Annotated in this window: 17 protein-coding genes; all 17 read left to right on the top strand. The window is 55.3% G+C overall.

Annotation, left to right across the window (positions count from 1 at the left end; translation table 11 throughout):
• The first annotated feature begins 20 nt into the window (after positions 1 to 20).
• Positions 21 to 668, top strand: coding sequence for a lysophospholipid acyltransferase family protein (locus TY09_RS13590; protein ID WP_052335660.1), 648 nt, complete (start codon positions 21 to 23; stop codon positions 666 to 668).
• Complete coding sequence (locus TY09_RS13585; RefSeq protein WP_042435428.1) at positions 665 to 2,662, top strand: bifunctional 4-hydroxy-3-methylbut-2-enyl diphosphate reductase/30S ribosomal protein S1; 1,998 nt, start codon at positions 665 to 667, stop codon at positions 2,660 to 2,662. Before TY09_RS13590 ends, TY09_RS13585 begins: the two co-directional genes overlap by 4 nt.
• A gap of 232 nt (positions 2,663 to 2,894) precedes the next feature.
• Positions 2,895 to 3,560, top strand: coding sequence for a sporulation protein YunB (yunB, locus tag TY09_RS13580; protein WP_042435425.1), 666 nt, complete (start codon positions 2,895 to 2,897; stop codon positions 3,558 to 3,560).
• A gap of 7 nt (positions 3,561 to 3,567) precedes the next feature.
• Positions 3,568 to 5,565 (top strand): NAD-dependent DNA ligase LigA, encoded by a 1,998-nt coding sequence (gene ligA, locus TY09_RS13575; RefSeq protein ID WP_042435423.1) that lies wholly within the window; start codon positions 3,568 to 3,570, stop codon positions 5,563 to 5,565.
• Between the two features lie 324 nt (positions 5,566 to 5,889).
• Positions 5,890 to 6,903: a stage III sporulation protein AA gene (locus tag TY09_RS13565; RefSeq protein WP_042435419.1), complete on the top strand. Its 1,014-nt coding sequence runs from the start codon at positions 5,890 to 5,892 to the stop codon at positions 6,901 to 6,903.
• Entirely contained in the window at positions 6,833 to 7,330 is a 498-nt protein-coding gene (locus TY09_RS13560; RefSeq protein ID WP_242841502.1) for a stage III sporulation protein AB, read from the top strand. Before TY09_RS13565 ends, TY09_RS13560 begins: the two co-directional genes overlap by 71 nt.
• Before the next feature lie 16 nt (positions 7,331 to 7,346).
• Positions 7,347 to 7,541, top strand: coding sequence for a stage III sporulation protein AC (gene spoIIIAC / locus TY09_RS13555; protein WP_009064075.1), 195 nt, complete (start codon positions 7,347 to 7,349; stop codon positions 7,539 to 7,541).
• 5 nt (positions 7,542 to 7,546) lie between these two features.
• Positions 7,547 to 7,936, top strand: coding sequence for a SpoIIIAC/SpoIIIAD family protein (locus tag TY09_RS13550; protein WP_009063615.1), 390 nt, complete (start codon positions 7,547 to 7,549; stop codon positions 7,934 to 7,936).
• Positions 7,937 to 7,939: 3 nt separating this feature from the next.
• A complete protein-coding gene (locus tag TY09_RS13545) occupies positions 7,940 to 9,076 on the top strand; it encodes a stage III sporulation protein AE (protein WP_042435415.1) in 1,137 nt (378 codons plus the stop codon).
• Positions 9,073 to 9,558, top strand: a complete 486-nt coding sequence (locus tag TY09_RS13540; RefSeq protein ID WP_042435413.1) for a stage III sporulation protein AF — start codon at positions 9,073 to 9,075, stop codon at positions 9,556 to 9,558. Before TY09_RS13545 ends, TY09_RS13540 begins: the two co-directional genes overlap by 4 nt.
• A complete protein-coding gene (locus tag TY09_RS13535) occupies positions 9,545 to 10,144 on the top strand; it encodes a stage III sporulation protein AG (protein WP_009064269.1) in 600 nt (199 codons plus the stop codon). The genes TY09_RS13540 and TY09_RS13535 overlap by 14 nt, the downstream gene beginning before the upstream one ends.
• A gap of 24 nt (positions 10,145 to 10,168) precedes the next feature.
• Positions 10,169 to 10,756, top strand: coding sequence for a SpoIIIAH-like family protein (locus tag TY09_RS13530; protein ID WP_009063919.1), 588 nt, complete (start codon positions 10,169 to 10,171; stop codon positions 10,754 to 10,756).
• 442 nt (positions 10,757 to 11,198) lie between these two features.
• On the top strand, positions 11,199 to 11,627 hold the full coding sequence (nusB, locus tag TY09_RS13525) for a transcription antitermination factor NusB (protein ID WP_042435409.1): 429 nt from the start codon (positions 11,199 to 11,201) through the stop codon (positions 11,625 to 11,627).
• Positions 11,614 to 12,552 (top strand): Kae1-like domain-containing protein, encoded by a 939-nt coding sequence (locus tag TY09_RS13520; protein ID WP_042435406.1) that lies wholly within the window; start codon positions 11,614 to 11,616, stop codon positions 12,550 to 12,552. The genes nusB and TY09_RS13520 overlap by 14 nt, the downstream gene beginning before the upstream one ends.
• Positions 12,549 to 13,712: an exodeoxyribonuclease VII large subunit gene (xseA, locus tag TY09_RS13515; RefSeq protein ID WP_042435403.1), complete on the top strand. Its 1,164-nt coding sequence runs from the start codon at positions 12,549 to 12,551 to the stop codon at positions 13,710 to 13,712. The genes TY09_RS13520 and xseA overlap by 4 nt, the downstream gene beginning before the upstream one ends.
• The gene (gene xseB, locus TY09_RS13510) at positions 13,709 to 13,915 is read left to right on the top strand and encodes an exodeoxyribonuclease VII small subunit (RefSeq protein WP_042435399.1); all 207 of its coding nucleotides are present in this window, start codon (positions 13,709 to 13,711) and stop codon (positions 13,913 to 13,915) included. Before xseA ends, xseB begins: the two co-directional genes overlap by 4 nt.
• Positions 13,912 to 14,799, top strand: a complete 888-nt coding sequence (locus tag TY09_RS13505) for a polyprenyl synthetase family protein (RefSeq protein WP_042435397.1) — start codon at positions 13,912 to 13,914, stop codon at positions 14,797 to 14,799. The genes xseB and TY09_RS13505 overlap by 4 nt, the downstream gene beginning before the upstream one ends.
• Positions 14,800 to 14,816 lie beyond the last annotated feature (17 nt).

Genomic DNA, 14,816 nt, shown 5'->3' with positions numbered 1-14,816 from the left:
CAAGGAAAGGAAGTTGTATCATGAAGCGATCGGCGCTTTATGTATTTTGTAAATCGGCTGCGCTTGTTTTTTTCCGGCTGTTCATGCCGTACCGGATCATGAATGCTGAAAACATGCCGAAGTCGGGCAGAGTCATCGTTTGCTGCAACCATCTCACTTTTAAAGACCCGATTCTTTTAACCGCTGTCGCGGGTAAGAGGCAGGTCAACTTTATGGCGAAAATGGAGCTGTTCAAAAATCCGCTGCTCGGCAGTCTGTTCCGAAAAGTAGGAGCTTTCGCCGTCAATCGCGGCAAAGGGGATTCCTCCGCGATCAACCGCGCACAGGAGCTGCTGCAGGAGGAACAGGTGGTCGGCATTTTCATTGAGGGCACACGGTCAAAGGACGGCGCGTTCTTGCAGCCAAAATCCGGGGCCGTGATGCTGGCGTTTCAGAACAATACGCCGATTCTGCCGGTGTGCATTACCGGCAGAAAGGGAATTTTTCCGAAGCTGTTCCACCGGGTAGACGTTGTCTGCGGCCCGCTGATCATGCCCGAGCAATTGCAGATTGAAAAGGGCTCCGGTTCCGAATACCGCCAGGCAAGCCGCCTGGTGATGGGTAGAATCATGGAGCTGCGCGACCCCGCGCTGGTTCCGAAAGCCCTGAAAGGGGAGGAGCCCCAATGACGATCCATGTTGCAAAGTCCGCCGGTTTCTGCTTTGGCGTAGATCGCGCGGTTCAGATGGTATTCCGTCTGCTCGACGAGGGAAAGCAGGTTTACACCCTCGGCCCGATCATCCATAATCCCCAGATCGTGCAGGAGCTGGAGGAGCGCGGCGTCCGCATCGTCGACACCCCGGCAGAGGTTCCGCCGGACGGCACGCTGGTGATCCGTTCTCACGGAGTTGCGCGTGCGGTGCAGGAAGATATTTCCGGCCGCGGGCTTGAATGCGCGGATGCGACGTGCCCGTTTGTGCGCAAGATTCACAAAATCGTTTCCCGTGCGTGTGAAGCAGGGCAGACCGTACTGATCGCGGGCGATGCTTCGCACCCCGAAATCGAAGGCGTGATCGGGTACTGCACGGCGCCGCCGTACGTGTTTCGAAACGCCGCGGAGCTTAGGGATTTGCTGGAAAAACACCCTGAATTTTCCAATCAGAAAGTCTGCGTCATTGCCCAGACAACTTTTAGTCTGGAGGAATGGGGAAATTGTTTGCAAATCCTAAAAAAGGTATGTACAAATGCGGACGTTTTTGCTACAATATGTAATGCAACTGTTCAAAGGCAGTCCGAAGCATCAGATCTTGCTCAAAAATCTGATTTGATGCTGGTTATCGGGGGGCGGCACAGCTCCAACACGGCCAAGCTTAGGGATGTCTGTGCGCAGAGTTGCACTACTTACTTGATTGAAAAGGCGGAGGAAATCCCTTCGCAGGCCGTGAAAAAGGCCGTTTCTATCGGTATTACTGCGGGTGCCTCTACACCCGCAAGCATAATAAAGGAGGTACTTGATACCATGACAGAAATTATTGAAGGCGCGGGTCTCACGGAGCAGGAGTCTGCTGAATCTAACTTTGAGGAGATGCTCGAAGAATCTTTGAAAAGTTTAAATACAGATGAGAAGGTACGTGGCGTTGTTGTCGGTATTGCTCCCAATGAGATTTACGTGGATGTTGGACGCAAGCAGGCTGGCTTTGTGCCGCTGTCTGAGCTTTCTGCAGATCCGAACGCAAAAACAGAGGATCTGGTAAAGATCGGCGACGAGCTCGATCTGCTCATTATGCGCACCAACGACCAGGAGGGCACCATCATGCTCTCCAAAAAGCGCCTGGATGCTGTGAAGGGCTGGGAGACCATTTCCGAGGCGGAAGAAAACGAAACAGTTCTCACCGGTGTTGTCACAGAGGTTATCAAGGGCGGTGTGATCGCTGTAACCAATGGCGTGCGTGTGTTTATCCCTGCGTCTCAGGCTACTGCCTCCCGGAATGATCCGCTGGATGCTCTGCTGAAGAAGGAAGTCAAATTCCGCATTATCGAAGTGAACCGTCAGCGCCGCCGCGCGGTGGGCTCCATCCGTTCCGTACTGAAGGATGAGAGAAAAGAGCTGGCCGACAAGTTCTGGGAAACTGCCGAGGAAGGCAAAGAGTTCACCGGTGTTGTCAAGTCCCTGACCGCTTACGGCGCGTTTGTTGACCTGGGCGGCATCGACGGAATGGTTCACATCTCCGAGCTGTCCTGGAACCGCATCAAGCATCCGTCCGAGGTTGTGAATGTGGGCGATACCATCAAGGTATACATCAAGGGCCTCGACAAAGAGAAGGGCAAGATTTCTCTGGGCTACAAGAAGGACGAGGACAATCCGTGGGAGATCCTGAAGAAGGATTACCCCGTAGGCACCACCGTTGAGGTACAGGTTGTTGGCCTGACCACCTTCGGCGCCTTCGCCAGAATCATTCCCGGCATCGACGGCCTCATCCACATTTCTCAGATTGCTGACCACAGAATCGAGAAGCCGCAGGATGCGCTGAAAAACGGCGACAAGGTAAAGGCGAAGATCACCGACATCGATTTTGACAAGCATCGTGTCAGCCTGTCGATCCGCGCGTATCTGGAAGAGCAGGCCGCTGAAACAGCGGAAGAGGCTCCCGTAGCGGAAGACAAACCGGCCGACGAGGAATAATCCCATCTGCAATTGAATGAATTGGGGGCACAAAGAGGCTATGCGTCTTTGTGCCCTTTTTGCAGAAATAATTCACCAATGGAAATACCCCTGTGTATTATATAGTTAGTCGATCGCTTTATTAAGTGACCTTATGTGAAAACAGCGATTTTTCCCGCCTTCGATTGGGAAGAATGCAAAGGCTCTTTCTAAAACGCAGTACGATCGAACGGATGCACGATAGGGGGGAACCATGATGAAGCGCTGGCATAAATATTGTCCCATCAACGCGCCTTACCGCGGGGAGAAAAAACGGAACGGCCCTGCCGTCCCGAAACTTCTGGTGTTTTTTCTCGGGGTTCTGGCTGCCGGCATCTTTTTGGATATGCAGCTGGTGCCTGCGGTGGAATCCCTCACAGTAAATTCCGCGCGGCAGACTGCGGTAACGGCGATCAACGAAAGCGTATTGAAAGAGCTGAATGCGGATAACATAACGTATGACGATCTGATCAATTTGCAGAGAGATGCCGACGGCAAAGTGCAGACGATCACCACCAATATGGCAAAAACAAACGAGATTAAGGCAAAAATCACCGATACGGTTCAGAAGAATCTGCATGGGGGCAAAATCAATACGAGTGTTCCGCTGGGTACCCTTTTGGGCAGCCGCCTGCTGCACGGACGCGGCCCGGATGTTCCGCTGGTCGTTACGCTCAAGGGAAATGTGGAATCTGACTTTAAGACCAGCTTTGAATCGGCGGGCATCAACCAGACCCGTCACCAGATTTACCTGGAACTACATACCGAAATCTATTCCTTTATTCCGGGACTTCATACCGCAACGGATGTGACTACCAGCGTGCTGGTTGCAGAAACCGTCATTGTTGGGGATGTACCGCAGCTCTACTTGGGAGGATAAAACAGTTATGGATGCAATCAAAGCAAAGGAAGAAGCCGCCAGACTGCGGCAGGAAATACAGTATCACAATCAAAAATATTACGAGCAGGATGCTCCTGAAATAGAAGATTACGAATACGACCGCCTGTACCGCTGCCTGGAAGATTTGGAGGAGGAGTACCCTGAGCTGGTTACGCCGGATTCCCCCACGCAGAAGGTTGGAGCCAGGGGCATGAATCAGTTTGCGCCGGTGGTTCATACCGTTCCGCTGGAAAGCTTGCAGGACGCTTTCTCCGAGGAGGAGATGGCGGATTTTGATCGGCGGGTGCGCGCCGTGGTACCGGACCCGGTCTACATTGTGGAGCCGAAGTTCGATGGGCTCTCCGTTGCCTTGGAATATCGGAACGGCGTTTATGAGCGCGGCTCCACGCGCGGCGACGGGCTGGTGGGCGAGGATGTCACGGAGAATATCCGTACCATCCGCAGCATACCGAAGCGCCTGAAAGACGGCCCGGAATTTCTGGAGGTGCGCGGCGAGGTCTATATGGCGCACAGCGTCTTTGAAGAGCTTTGCACCAAGCAGGAGCTGAATCAGGAAAAAACGTTCAAGAACCCCCGCAACGCGGCGGCAGGCTCTCTCCGGCAAAAGGATCCGCGCATTGCGGCCCAGAGAAAGCTAGATATTTTCCTGTTTAACGTGCAGCAGATTCAGGGCGCGGAGCTCTCTTATCACGACGAATCGCTCGAGTACCTGAAAAAGCTGGGGCTCCCTGCCACGCCGTTTTACCGCAAATGCCAGACCCTTGAGCAGGTGCTTGAGGCCATCCGGGAAATCGGTGAAATGCGCGGCTCCCTCGAGTATTCCATCGACGGCGCCGTGGTGAAGGTAAATTCCTTCGTGCAGCGGCAGCTGCTTGGCAGCACCTCTAAATTCCCCAAATGGGCACAGGCGTTTAAATATCCGCCGGAGGAAAAACCGACAAAGCTGCTCAGTATCGAAATCAACGTGGGACGAACGGGTGTTCTGACGCCTACCGGTTTGTTTGAGCCGGTCACGCTGGCGGGCACCACCGTCAGCCGGGCTACGCTGCACAATCAGGACTTTATTACCGAAAAGGATATTCGCGTCGGCGATACCGTCATCCTGCGCAAAGCGGGGGACATCATTCCAGAAGTCGTGTCGGTGGTTTCTCACGAACCGGACAGCGAGCCGTACCGGATTCCGCAGATTTGTCCTGCGTGCGGCAGTCCCGCCGTGCGCGACGAAAACGAGGCGGCGACGCGCTGTACGAATCCGGAATGTCCCGCACAGCTTTTGCGCCATCTGATTCATTTTACGAGTCGCGACGCCATGGATATGGATGGCCTTGGCCCGGCGGTGCTGGAGCAGCTCGTCGCGAAAGGGCTGATTGCTTCGCCCGCAGACCTTTACTTTCTGCCGATGGAGCAGGTGCGGGAGATGGAACGGATGGGCGAAAAATCCGCACAGAACCTCGCGGCTGCGGTCGAACGCTCGCGGCAGAACGACCTGTACCGCCTGATCTACGCCATGGGCATTCCCCACGCGGGCCTGAAAGCCGCAAAGCTGCTGGCCGGTCACTTCCATACGATGGAGAAGCTCATCGCCGCCTCTGAAGAAGAGCTTGCGGCCATCGAGGGCTTCGGGCCGATCATGGCGAAGAGCGTGCGCGCCTATTTTGACCTTGCCGGTACGGCACATCTGATTTCCCGCCTGAAAGAGGCCGGAGTGAACATGACGGCGCAAAGCACCGCGCAGGATTTGCGTTTGGCCGGCAAGACCTTTGTGCTCACCGGCACGCTGCCCACGTTGACCCGCCAGGAAGCCTCCGAGCTGGTGGAACGCTACGGCGGCAAAACCTCCTCTTCCGTTTCCAAAAAGACCGGCTATGTCATCGCCGGTGAGGATGCCGGAAGCAAGCTGACAAAAGCGCAGCAGCTCAATGTTCCGATTCTGAGCGAAGAAGAGTTCCTCAAGCTGCTGGAAGATACGAAAGAGGAGGAATAAGCCGCTCCCGACTTAAATGATCATCCCCCTGAATTTCTTCAGGGGGATTTTTTTGCGCTTTTCTGTCGAGTTGCTTTTTCACTGGAATCTTTCTTTTCTCTTCTGTTTGTTCGGATCACAGGCGTTGTCTGTGCCCTGGAATGGATTGTTTCTTTCGGCCTTTGAGGGGAGAGGCCAAGGTCTGAATTTTCCGCCTGATAATCAGGGGATTTTTATATGGATTTGTCGAAGTGCGCTCCCGTTGGAATTTTTCTTCCTCTCATTTTTTTGTTCTAATCTATGGGCTTTGTCCATATTTATGGTAGCAAAGGGAGGACAAGTAACATGAATCAGAGCCATACCAATTCGTTTACTACGGCGATACAGCCGGTCTGCCAGCGGCTCAGACCCGTACTCATGGAGCTGCCGGAGCATATTCAGGAATCTGTGCAGGAAATCCGCATGCGGGTGAATCTGCCGCTTTCCATTTTTAATGGGGTACAAAGCTTTTTTGTGACAGGGAACGGAATCAGCCGCAAGCCGGAGGAGGGGATTCCCGTATTCCGGGAGGATATGGAGGAGACGTTCCGCAGCCTGTGCAGCCATTCCGTGTATACGCATCAGAACGAAATCCGGAACGGCTTTCTCACCATCCGAGGGGGGCACAGGGTGGGCATCTGCGGCACAGCCGTTCTGGATCAGGGACAGGTTGCGGGGCTGCGGGACATTTCTTCCTTTAATATCCGTGTCGCAAGGCAAATCTCCGGCGCGGCGGATGAGCTTCTGTCCCTGGTTGGGGAGGAGATCGTGCAGGGCGTTCTTCTGGCGGGGGCGCCCTCCACGGGCAAAACAACGATTCTTCGCGATCTGGCGCGCCAGCTGGCAGGGGGAGGAAAGCTGCCTCCCCGAAAAATCACAGTGGTTGACGAACGCGGCGAGCTGGCAGGCGTTTATCGGGGCGACGCCCAGAACGATCTTGGCTGCTGCTGCGATATTCTGGACGGCTACCCTAAAAGCCAGGGAATCCTGCAGGCCATCCGCTCCCTTTCGCCCGAGGTGATCCTCTGCGACGAGCTGGGGAGCGAGCGCGAAACCGCCGCTGTGGAAGAGGTGGTCAATGCGGGTGTTTCGCTGATCGTCAGCGTGCACGCGGCCTCTGCAGGGGAGCTTCTTCGCCGCCGCCAGATACGCCGGCTGATGGAAACCGGGGCGTTTCGTACCGTGGTTCTGCTGGACTGCGCGGCGCGGCCCGGGAAAATCAAAGGAATTTACAAGGTGGGTGAGCTTCTTGGTCAAATTAATCGGGATCCTGTCGGTCATGGCGGCCTGTATTCTGGCGGGCTATATGGAATCGCGTAAGCTGGGCGGCAGGGTGAGGGAGCTGGAAGCTTTCTACTCCTTTCTATGTCTTACCAGAGAAGAGATCCGCTATTCCGGTATGCCGGTGGAGCGGATCATTGAAAAGCACGGAAAAAACCAGCGGTTTCTGGTCCTATGCGCCGAGTACTGCCGAAAAGGAGAGAGCTTTCCGCGGGCGTGGGAGCACGGTATGGACGACGGCCTGCTGACGACCGGGATGAACCGCCAGGATTTGGAATACATACGGGACTTCGGGCTGGGATTCGGCGCAAGCGATACAGAGGGCCAGCTTGCGCACTGCCAGCTGTATCTGGGTTTCATCAGCAGCGCTCTGACCCACGCGAGAGAAGAAAGAGACAAAAAAGCGAAGCTGTATTTTATGCTGGGGCTGTTCGGCGGAATCGCGGCGGCACTCCTGCTGAGTTAAAACGGAGGAAGCAAAAATGGATGTGGATTTGATTTTTAAAATCGCGGCGATCGGCATTATTGTGGCTGTGCTCAACCAGCTGCTGATTCGCTCGGGGCGCGAGGAGCAGGCGATGATGACGACCCTGGCGGGACTGATTGTGGTATTGATGATGGTGATCGAGCAGATTGATATTCTGTTTAAAACGATCAAATCCATCTTTGGGTTATAGCAGCCATGAATGTGATTGGAATTGCCGGACTGGCCCTTGTTTCCGCCGTGATTGCCGTGATGCTGCGCCGGTACAATCAGGAATACGCGGTGGTTGTCAGCATTACGGCAGGCGTCATTATTCTGGTTCAGATTTTAGCGAATATCGTCCCGGCGATCCGCCAGATCAACAGCTTGCTTACCGCCGCGCAGATGCCAACGGAATACGGCATCATCCTGTTCAAGACACTGGGCATCTGCTTTCTGGCCCAGTTCGCGGCGGATTCCTGCCGGGACGCGGGAGAAAGCGCCCTAGCCTCAAAGGTAGAGCTGGCCGGAAAGATCTCTATTGTCATACTGGCGCTGCCACTGTTTGAAAAAATTGCTTCTACGGCGCTCGCGCTGATAGGAGGGTAGACTGTGAAAAAAGTGATCTGCATTGTTTTTTTGCTTTTTCTGTTTACGATTCCCGTGCACGCGCAGTCTGTTTCAGAGGATGAGCTGTACCGCCAGCAGTATGAAGACAGCGGTGCCGCCGACCTGCCCGACGAACTGCCGGAAGAGACACGGGAATGGATGGACAGCCTGGGTATCTCTTCGCCGGACTGGCAGAGCATCCTGAACCTGACGCCGGAAACGATCTTTGAGCAGATCGGGTCATCGGCGCTCCAGCAGAGTGCGGCTCCCGTGCGGGCGCTGTTGTCGGTATTGGCGGTCATTCTGCTCTGTGCTTTGATGAACGGGATGAAGCTGAGCTTTGGCGATCGCCCGCTGAGCGGCGTGATCGGTATGGTCGGCACCCTTTGCATCTGCACGGTGGTCATTCAGCCGATCGTTACGTGCATTGAAAACGTGGCGTTTGTCATCAAGGGGGCTGCCGGATTCCTGCTGGCCAGCATCCCGATTCTCACAGGGATCATGATTGCGGGCGGGCAGACGATTTCCGCCGGGTCATACAACCTGTTGATGCTCGGTGCGGGAAACGTGATTTCGGTCATTGCTTCTACGGTGCTGGTACCTTTACTCAATATTTTTCTGGCGTTTTCGGTGGTATCCGCCGTATCCCCCGCAATGAATCTCGGCGGGCTGTGCGATTTGTTCAGCAAAACCGTAAAATGGGTGCTCACCTTCTGTATGACGATCTTTTCAGGTCTGCTCACGATGCAGACGGTGGTATCCTCGGCAGCGGACGGCGCGGGCGCCAAAACCGTTCGCTTTATGGTAAGCGCCTTTGTGCCGGTGGTAGGCAGCGCGCTCAGCGACGCGATCGGCAGTGTGCAGAGCAGCGTAAAGCTGCTCAAATCGGGGGTAGGGGCGTTCGGACTTCTGGCTACAGGGGCCATTTTTCTGCCCGCAGCGCTCGAATGCCTGATCTGGCTTTTGACCCTGACCGCCTGCGCGGCGGCAGGAGATATTTTTGAGCTGAAAGAAATCACCACCCTGCTGCGGTCTTCCATGAAGGTGATACAGATTCTTCTCTCGATCATTCTGTGCTGCTTTGTCATTTTGATGATCTCTACGGTGTTGATGATGGCGATGGGGGGTGCGGTGACATGAGCGGTGTACGGGAATGGTCCTCGGTGATTGTTCTGGCGGCGCTGGCCGCGGGGATTTTGCAGTATCTGATGCCGACCGGCAGCATGGAAAAGGTGACACGGCTCGTGATCGGAGCATTTATCATCTGCAGCATCCTCTTGCCGGTGGGGCGTCTGGTACAGCAGTTCGATGTGCAGGCCTTTGCGCAGGGGGAGGACGCTGCGGCGCCGAACCAGCAATATCAGGACACGGTGAACCAGCAGACGGCAGAGGCGGCACAGGCCGCCGTTCGCACCGTAGTCATCGCAACGCTCTCGGAGAAGGGAATTCAGTGCAAAAATGTTGCGCTGAATATGGATACAAACGAGGACGGCCGCATATCAATTACTAAAGTGTTTGTCAGCCTTGACCAGAGGGAATCGGGAAAGCTTCAGGAAACAAAAAAGCTGCTTGAGCAGGAATTGGGATTAACAACGGAGGTGACGGCCGATGGCGGCTCGTGAAAAAGAAGACAGAAAAGAAAGCGTATCCTGGATTCAAAAGCTCGCGGAAAACGACATTTGGCGTAAGGTGATTCTGATCCTGGGGTTTGCCGGGATCGCCCTGATCTTTTTGTCGGGAATCTTTCAAAATCACGATTCCAAGGCAACCAATGCCCAGGCGGAGGAAGAGCCGACAAAAACCACTGCGCAGGAATACACGCAGCAGGTAGAAAAAAGCCTGACCGAACTGATCGGCAATATTAACGGCGCAGGCTCTGTGAAGGTGCTTGTCACTCTGGAGCGGAACACGCAGTATGTGTACGCCACAGAGGAAAAGAAAACGACTCAGAGCACGCAGGATCAGGCGGCGAACGCTACCGTGAAAAATCAGGAGAATGACAGCCGCGAAACCAAGTACATTCTGGTCAAAGGTGCCGACGGCTCGCAGCAGGCGCTGGCCGTAACAGAGGTCGAGCCGATCGTGAAGGGGGTAGTCGTTGTATGTGAGGGCGGAAATCAGCCGGCGGTGCAGAAAGATATCATAGATGCGGTGACCACTGCGCTCAATCTTTCTTCTGCGCGGGTGTGCGTGATAAAAGCAAAATAAACAAGAAACAGGAGGAATTGTCTTATGGGTATTGGTAAACGTCAGCTGGTGCTTGCGTCCCTGGTGGTCGCGCTGGGAGCGGCTGTGTACTTAAATTGGGTGTTCCAGGGGGAGGGACCCCTGATTGCAACGGATACATTGACCTCCGGCGCGGAGCTTGGGGCGGCCCAGCTTGTGAACGGTAAGGGCAGCAGCAGTACTCCCGAAACGTCTTCTTCCGCTTCGTCTACTTCCTCAAAGGCGGTGGAGACAGCCGCAAAGGTAGATGAATACTTTACAGAGGCAAAACTTTCCCGTCAAAAGGCAAGGGATGCTTCGGTAGAAATGCTGCAAAAGGTTTTGCAGGATGCCTCCACCAATGACACGGTGAAGAAGGAATCCCTCGAAAAGGCTGCCGAGATTGCTCAGAATATCGTTCAGGAAAGCAATATTGAAAGTCTGATCAAAGCCAAAGGCTTCTCAGACTGTGTGGTGTTCCTGCAGAATTCGGAATGCAGCGTTGTCGTCCGTTCCGACGGTCTTCTGCCCAATGAGGCGATCGCCATCAAAGACATCATCGGCGGTCAGTCCGGCGTTGCCTATGACAAGATCAAAATTGTGGAGGCAAAATAAGAAAGCACCGCGCCGAATCGAAAAGGATTCGGCTTTTGGTGTGTTTTGGGCAGACATTTTCCCGGCGGCAGAGTCTCTTTTTGCCGCCGGGAACAAACAAAATTGCCCGGAATCCATGTTTTCCCGCAAAAACAGTTGCACTACCTTAAAATCATGGTATAATACTACTCATGAAGAGTGGTGCGGTTCATTTTCATGAAGTACCGCGGCGGAAGGAGCCTCTAGGCTTTTTTTTGCCGTACCTGCGGAAGCTTGACAATGGAATGAAAAACGGATTTGATAACCCTCCACATATCTGTCTGGAGGGTTATTTTTTTTAAAGGTATTACGATGTTTGTATCTTTCCCCGTCAGGGGCAGGGGAAAGATACGCCTTTCTCTCTCATAAGGGAACAATATTATTTTTAAGAAGCGCAGAAAGAAAATCGTTTGGAGGACAAACTATGAGCAAAGGCAAGATGACACGGCGGGAAGAAAGAGAGCAGGCGTTTATTCTGGTATTTCAGCAGCTGATCAACCGGAATACCATTGAGGAGATCATTGACGCGGCGGAAGAATCGGCGGAGATCCGCGTTGCGGAGTTTGCGGAGCGGCTCGCCAGCGGTGTAGAGGAAAACAACGCCGTGGTGGACGATAAGATCGAAAAGAATATCCGCGGTTGGTCGATGACGCGCCTTTCGAAGGTTTCCTTCGCTTTGCTGCGGGTAGCGATCTACGAAATGATGTTTGTCGACAGCATCCCCGTCAGCGTTTCGATCAACGAAGCGGTCGATCTGGCGAAAAAATACGGCGGAGCGGACGACGCACCGTTTATCAACGGCGTTCTCGGCTCTGTGGCCAAAGAACTGGAACCGGCAAATGAAGAACGGTAACTATCTCGGAATCGATACGAGCAATTATACAACCTCCGCCGCGCTCTACCGGGAAGATCAAAGCGTCATGCACTCCAAACGGCTTCTGCCGGTGAAGGAAGGCCAGCTCGGCCTGCGCCAGAGCGATGCGGTGTTTCATCATGTACAGCAGCTGCCGCAAATCCTTGAGCCTTTGCTCCGGCAGCATCCTGTTCTTCGATCCATCGGCGCTTCGAGCCGTCCCCGTTCGGCGGAGGGCTCTTATATGCCCTGCTTTACCGTGGGGCTTGGCACTGCGAAAATACTGGCGGATACGCTCGGCATTCCGCTGCACCTCTGCTCGCATCAGGAAAATCATATTGCGGCGGCCCTCTATTCCGCCGGTCGGCTGGAACTGCTGGGGCAGACCTTTCTTGCGTTTCATGTTTCGGGCGGTACGACAGAGGCGGTATTGGTAGAGCCGGACACAGAGCATCTGATCGGAACCCGGCTCGTCGCTTCTTCTCTGGATTTGAAAGGCGGACAAGCCGTTGACCGTGTCGGGGTCATGCTGGGTCTTTCGTTCCCGGCAGGGCCGGAGCTGGAACGGCTGGCGCTGCAAAGCGACGCGAAGTTTAAAATCCGCCCCACCATGCGCGGGTGCGACTGCTCGCTTTCCGGGATTGAAAATCAGTGCCGCGCCATGCTCGATAAGGGCGTACCCAAAGAAGAGATCGCGCGTTTCTGCCTGCTCTCTCTGCTCGCGGCGCTCGATGCCATGTGCGGCGCGCTGCTGAAAGAATACGGGGATCTTCCCGTTTTGTTTGCGGGCGGGGTGATGTCCAACAGCATCATCCGGCAGGCGCTGACACAGCGCTGGGGCGCATCGTTCGCGACCCCCGAGTTTTCCGCGGACAACGCGGCGGGCGCGGCGATTCTGGCGGCCATAAAGGAGGAAACAACATGAATACTCCTGTTGTTCTTACGATTTCTCAGCTCAACCGGTACATCAAATCCCTGCTGGACGGCGATCAGATGCTGTCCTCCGTGTTTTTGACCGGAGAGATTTCAAACTTTACCAATCATTATAAATCAGGTCACATGTACTTTTCGCTCAAAGACAGCCAGTGCGTGGTACGCGCCGTCATGTTTGCCGCGCAGGCCCGGCGTTTGCGCTTTCTGCCGCAGGATGGCATGAAGGTGATCGTGCGCGGGCGGGTGACGGTCTATGAGCAGAGCGGACAGTACCAGGTCTATGTGGACGATATGCAGCCGGACGGCCTGGGGGCGCTGAACCTCGCCTATGAACAGCTCAAAACCCGGCTTGCGGCGGAGGGGTTGTTCGATGCTTTCCGTAAAAAGCCGCTGCCTGCTTACCCCAAAGCCGTGGGAGTCGTCACTTCTCCTACCGGCGCGGCCGTGCAGGACATCAAGCAGATTTTGGGACGGCGCTTTCCGCTGACGGAAGTGATTCTCTGCCCGGTGCTGGTGCAGGGCGCAGGCGCGGCGGAGCAGATCGCCGCGGCGGTAGAGCGTTTTAACCGCCTCGGTTGTGCCGATGTTCTGATCGTCGGGCGCGGCGGCGGTTCGATGGAAGACCTGTGGGCGTTCAACGAAGAGATAGTGGCGCGTGCCGTAGCGAATTCCAGGATTCCCGTGATCTCTGCCGTGGGGCACGAAACGGATTTTACCATCTGCGATTTTGCGGCCGATCTGCGTGCGCCGACCCCGTCCGCGGCAGCGGAGCTGGCCGTTCCGGATATCCGCGAGCTGATGGCCTATGTTTCCGGCTCGATGCTGCGGATGAAGAAATCCCTGGGGATCGAGATGCACCGCATGCAGATCGACCGGCTGGTCGACCGCATGAGCGGAAAGATGAAGCGCGATCTGGAAACCGGGCGCATGCGTCTGGCGGAGCGTTCGGCTTCGCTGCAGGCGTTCAGTCCGCTGCGGGTTCTGGCGCGCGGGTATTCCGTTGCACTGGATGCCAACGGGGAAACCGTCCGCTCGGCAGCACAGGTGCGGCAGGGTGATTCGCTGAACCTGATTGTGCAGGACGGGCGGCTGGCCTGTACCGTAAACGAGGTACGGGAAGAACAAATTGGGCAGGAGGGGGATACTCCATGAAAAAAAATATGACCTTTGAAGCGGCGATGATGGAGCTTTCGCAGATCGTGGACCGGATGGAAAGCGGAGAGGCCACGTTGGACGAATCCTTAAAGCTGTTTGAATCGGGAACGAAGCTGGCTTCGTTCTGCTATGAGAAATTACAGAATGCGGAGCAGAAAATCAAGGAGATTTCTGAGCTGGAAGAAAGGCGAGAGGAATGAGCATGAAGCGTCAGGAGCAGTATGTGGAAATGCTGGAGGAGGCTTTGTCCCGCTATTTGCCGGGCGGCGATCAATTGCAGCAGGAATTGTTCTCTTCTATGGAATACAGTCTGCTTTCCGGCGGAAAGCGGATTCGTCCGATCCTGACGCTGGAATTCTGCCGCCTGTGCGGCGGCAGTCTCACGGCGGCGCTGCCGTTTGCCTGCGCCATCGAAATGATTCACACCTATTCGCTGATCCATGACGACCTGCCTTGTATGGATGACGACGAGCTGCGGCGCGGCCGACCTACCAATCACCGGGTGTACGGTGAGGCCACCGCACTGCTGGCGGGCGACGCCCTTCTGACGCTGGCATTTGAAACGATGCTCTCGCCGCAGACCATCCGCACGGCGGGCGCGGTGAAAACAGCCACGGCTGCCGGTGTTCTGGCCCGTGCGGCCGGTGCGACCGGAATGGTGGGCGGGCAGATCATCGACCTTGCCTCGGAGGGGAAGAAGATTCCGCTTTCCACGCTGCGCGTGATGGACGAGCGCAAAACCGGCGCGCTGATTCTGGCTGCGGCGGAAATGGGCTGTGTCGTCGGCGGCGCAGGCAATGAGAAGATTCGTGCCGCGCGCGAATATGCCAAGGCTTTGGGGCTGGCGTTTCAGATCGTGGACGATATCCTCGATGTGACCGGCGACAGCACGCTTCTGGGCAAAAACGTCGGCGTCGATGACCTGAACGACAAAAGCACCTACGTTTCCCTCATGGGGCTGGACGGTGCGAAAAAAGCCGTGCGCGAGCTGACCGATGAGGCCGTTACGGCTCTTGCAAAGTTTGACGGCGATACCGCCTATCTGGCTGATTTGGCCCGTGAATTGGCGGTTCGGAAGAACTGACCCTGATTTTGTGTTAT

This window comes from Faecalispora jeddahensis (genome assembly GCF_000577335.1).
Taxonomy (GTDB): domain Bacteria; phylum Bacillota; class Clostridia; order Oscillospirales; family Acutalibacteraceae; genus Faecalispora; species Faecalispora jeddahensis.
Note: the sequence above shows the minus strand (reverse complement) of the source record. Positions and strands in the feature narration are given on the sequence as shown.

Coding starts and splice junctions, on each gene's coding strand:
- TY09_RS13590 (WP_052335660.1), top strand. CDS start 21: ATGAAGCGATCGGCGCTTTATGTATTTTGTAAATCGGCTGCGCTTGTT.
- TY09_RS13585 (WP_042435428.1), top strand. CDS start 665: ATGACGATCCATGTTGCAAAGTCCGCCGGTTTCTGCTTTGGCGTAGAT.
- yunB (WP_042435425.1), top strand. CDS start 2,895: ATGATGAAGCGCTGGCATAAATATTGTCCCATCAACGCGCCTTACCGC.
- ligA (WP_042435423.1), top strand. CDS start 3,568: ATGGATGCAATCAAAGCAAAGGAAGAAGCCGCCAGACTGCGGCAGGAA.
- TY09_RS13565 (WP_042435419.1), top strand. CDS start 5,890: ATGAATCAGAGCCATACCAATTCGTTTACTACGGCGATACAGCCGGTC.
- spoIIIAC (WP_009064075.1), top strand. CDS start 7,347: ATGGATGTGGATTTGATTTTTAAAATCGCGGCGATCGGCATTATTGTG.
- TY09_RS13550 (WP_009063615.1), top strand. CDS start 7,547: ATGAATGTGATTGGAATTGCCGGACTGGCCCTTGTTTCCGCCGTGATT.
- TY09_RS13540 (WP_042435413.1), top strand. CDS start 9,073: ATGAGCGGTGTACGGGAATGGTCCTCGGTGATTGTTCTGGCGGCGCTG.
- TY09_RS13535 (WP_009064269.1), top strand. CDS start 9,545: ATGGCGGCTCGTGAAAAAGAAGACAGAAAAGAAAGCGTATCCTGGATT.
- TY09_RS13530 (WP_009063919.1), top strand. CDS start 10,169: ATGGGTATTGGTAAACGTCAGCTGGTGCTTGCGTCCCTGGTGGTCGCG.
- nusB (WP_042435409.1), top strand. CDS start 11,199: ATGAGCAAAGGCAAGATGACACGGCGGGAAGAAAGAGAGCAGGCGTTT.
- TY09_RS13520 (WP_042435406.1), top strand. CDS start 11,614: ATGAAGAACGGTAACTATCTCGGAATCGATACGAGCAATTATACAACC.
- xseA (WP_042435403.1), top strand. CDS start 12,549: ATGAATACTCCTGTTGTTCTTACGATTTCTCAGCTCAACCGGTACATC.
- xseB (WP_042435399.1), top strand. CDS start 13,709: ATGAAAAAAAATATGACCTTTGAAGCGGCGATGATGGAGCTTTCGCAG.
- TY09_RS13505 (WP_042435397.1), top strand. CDS start 13,912: ATGAGCATGAAGCGTCAGGAGCAGTATGTGGAAATGCTGGAGGAGGCT.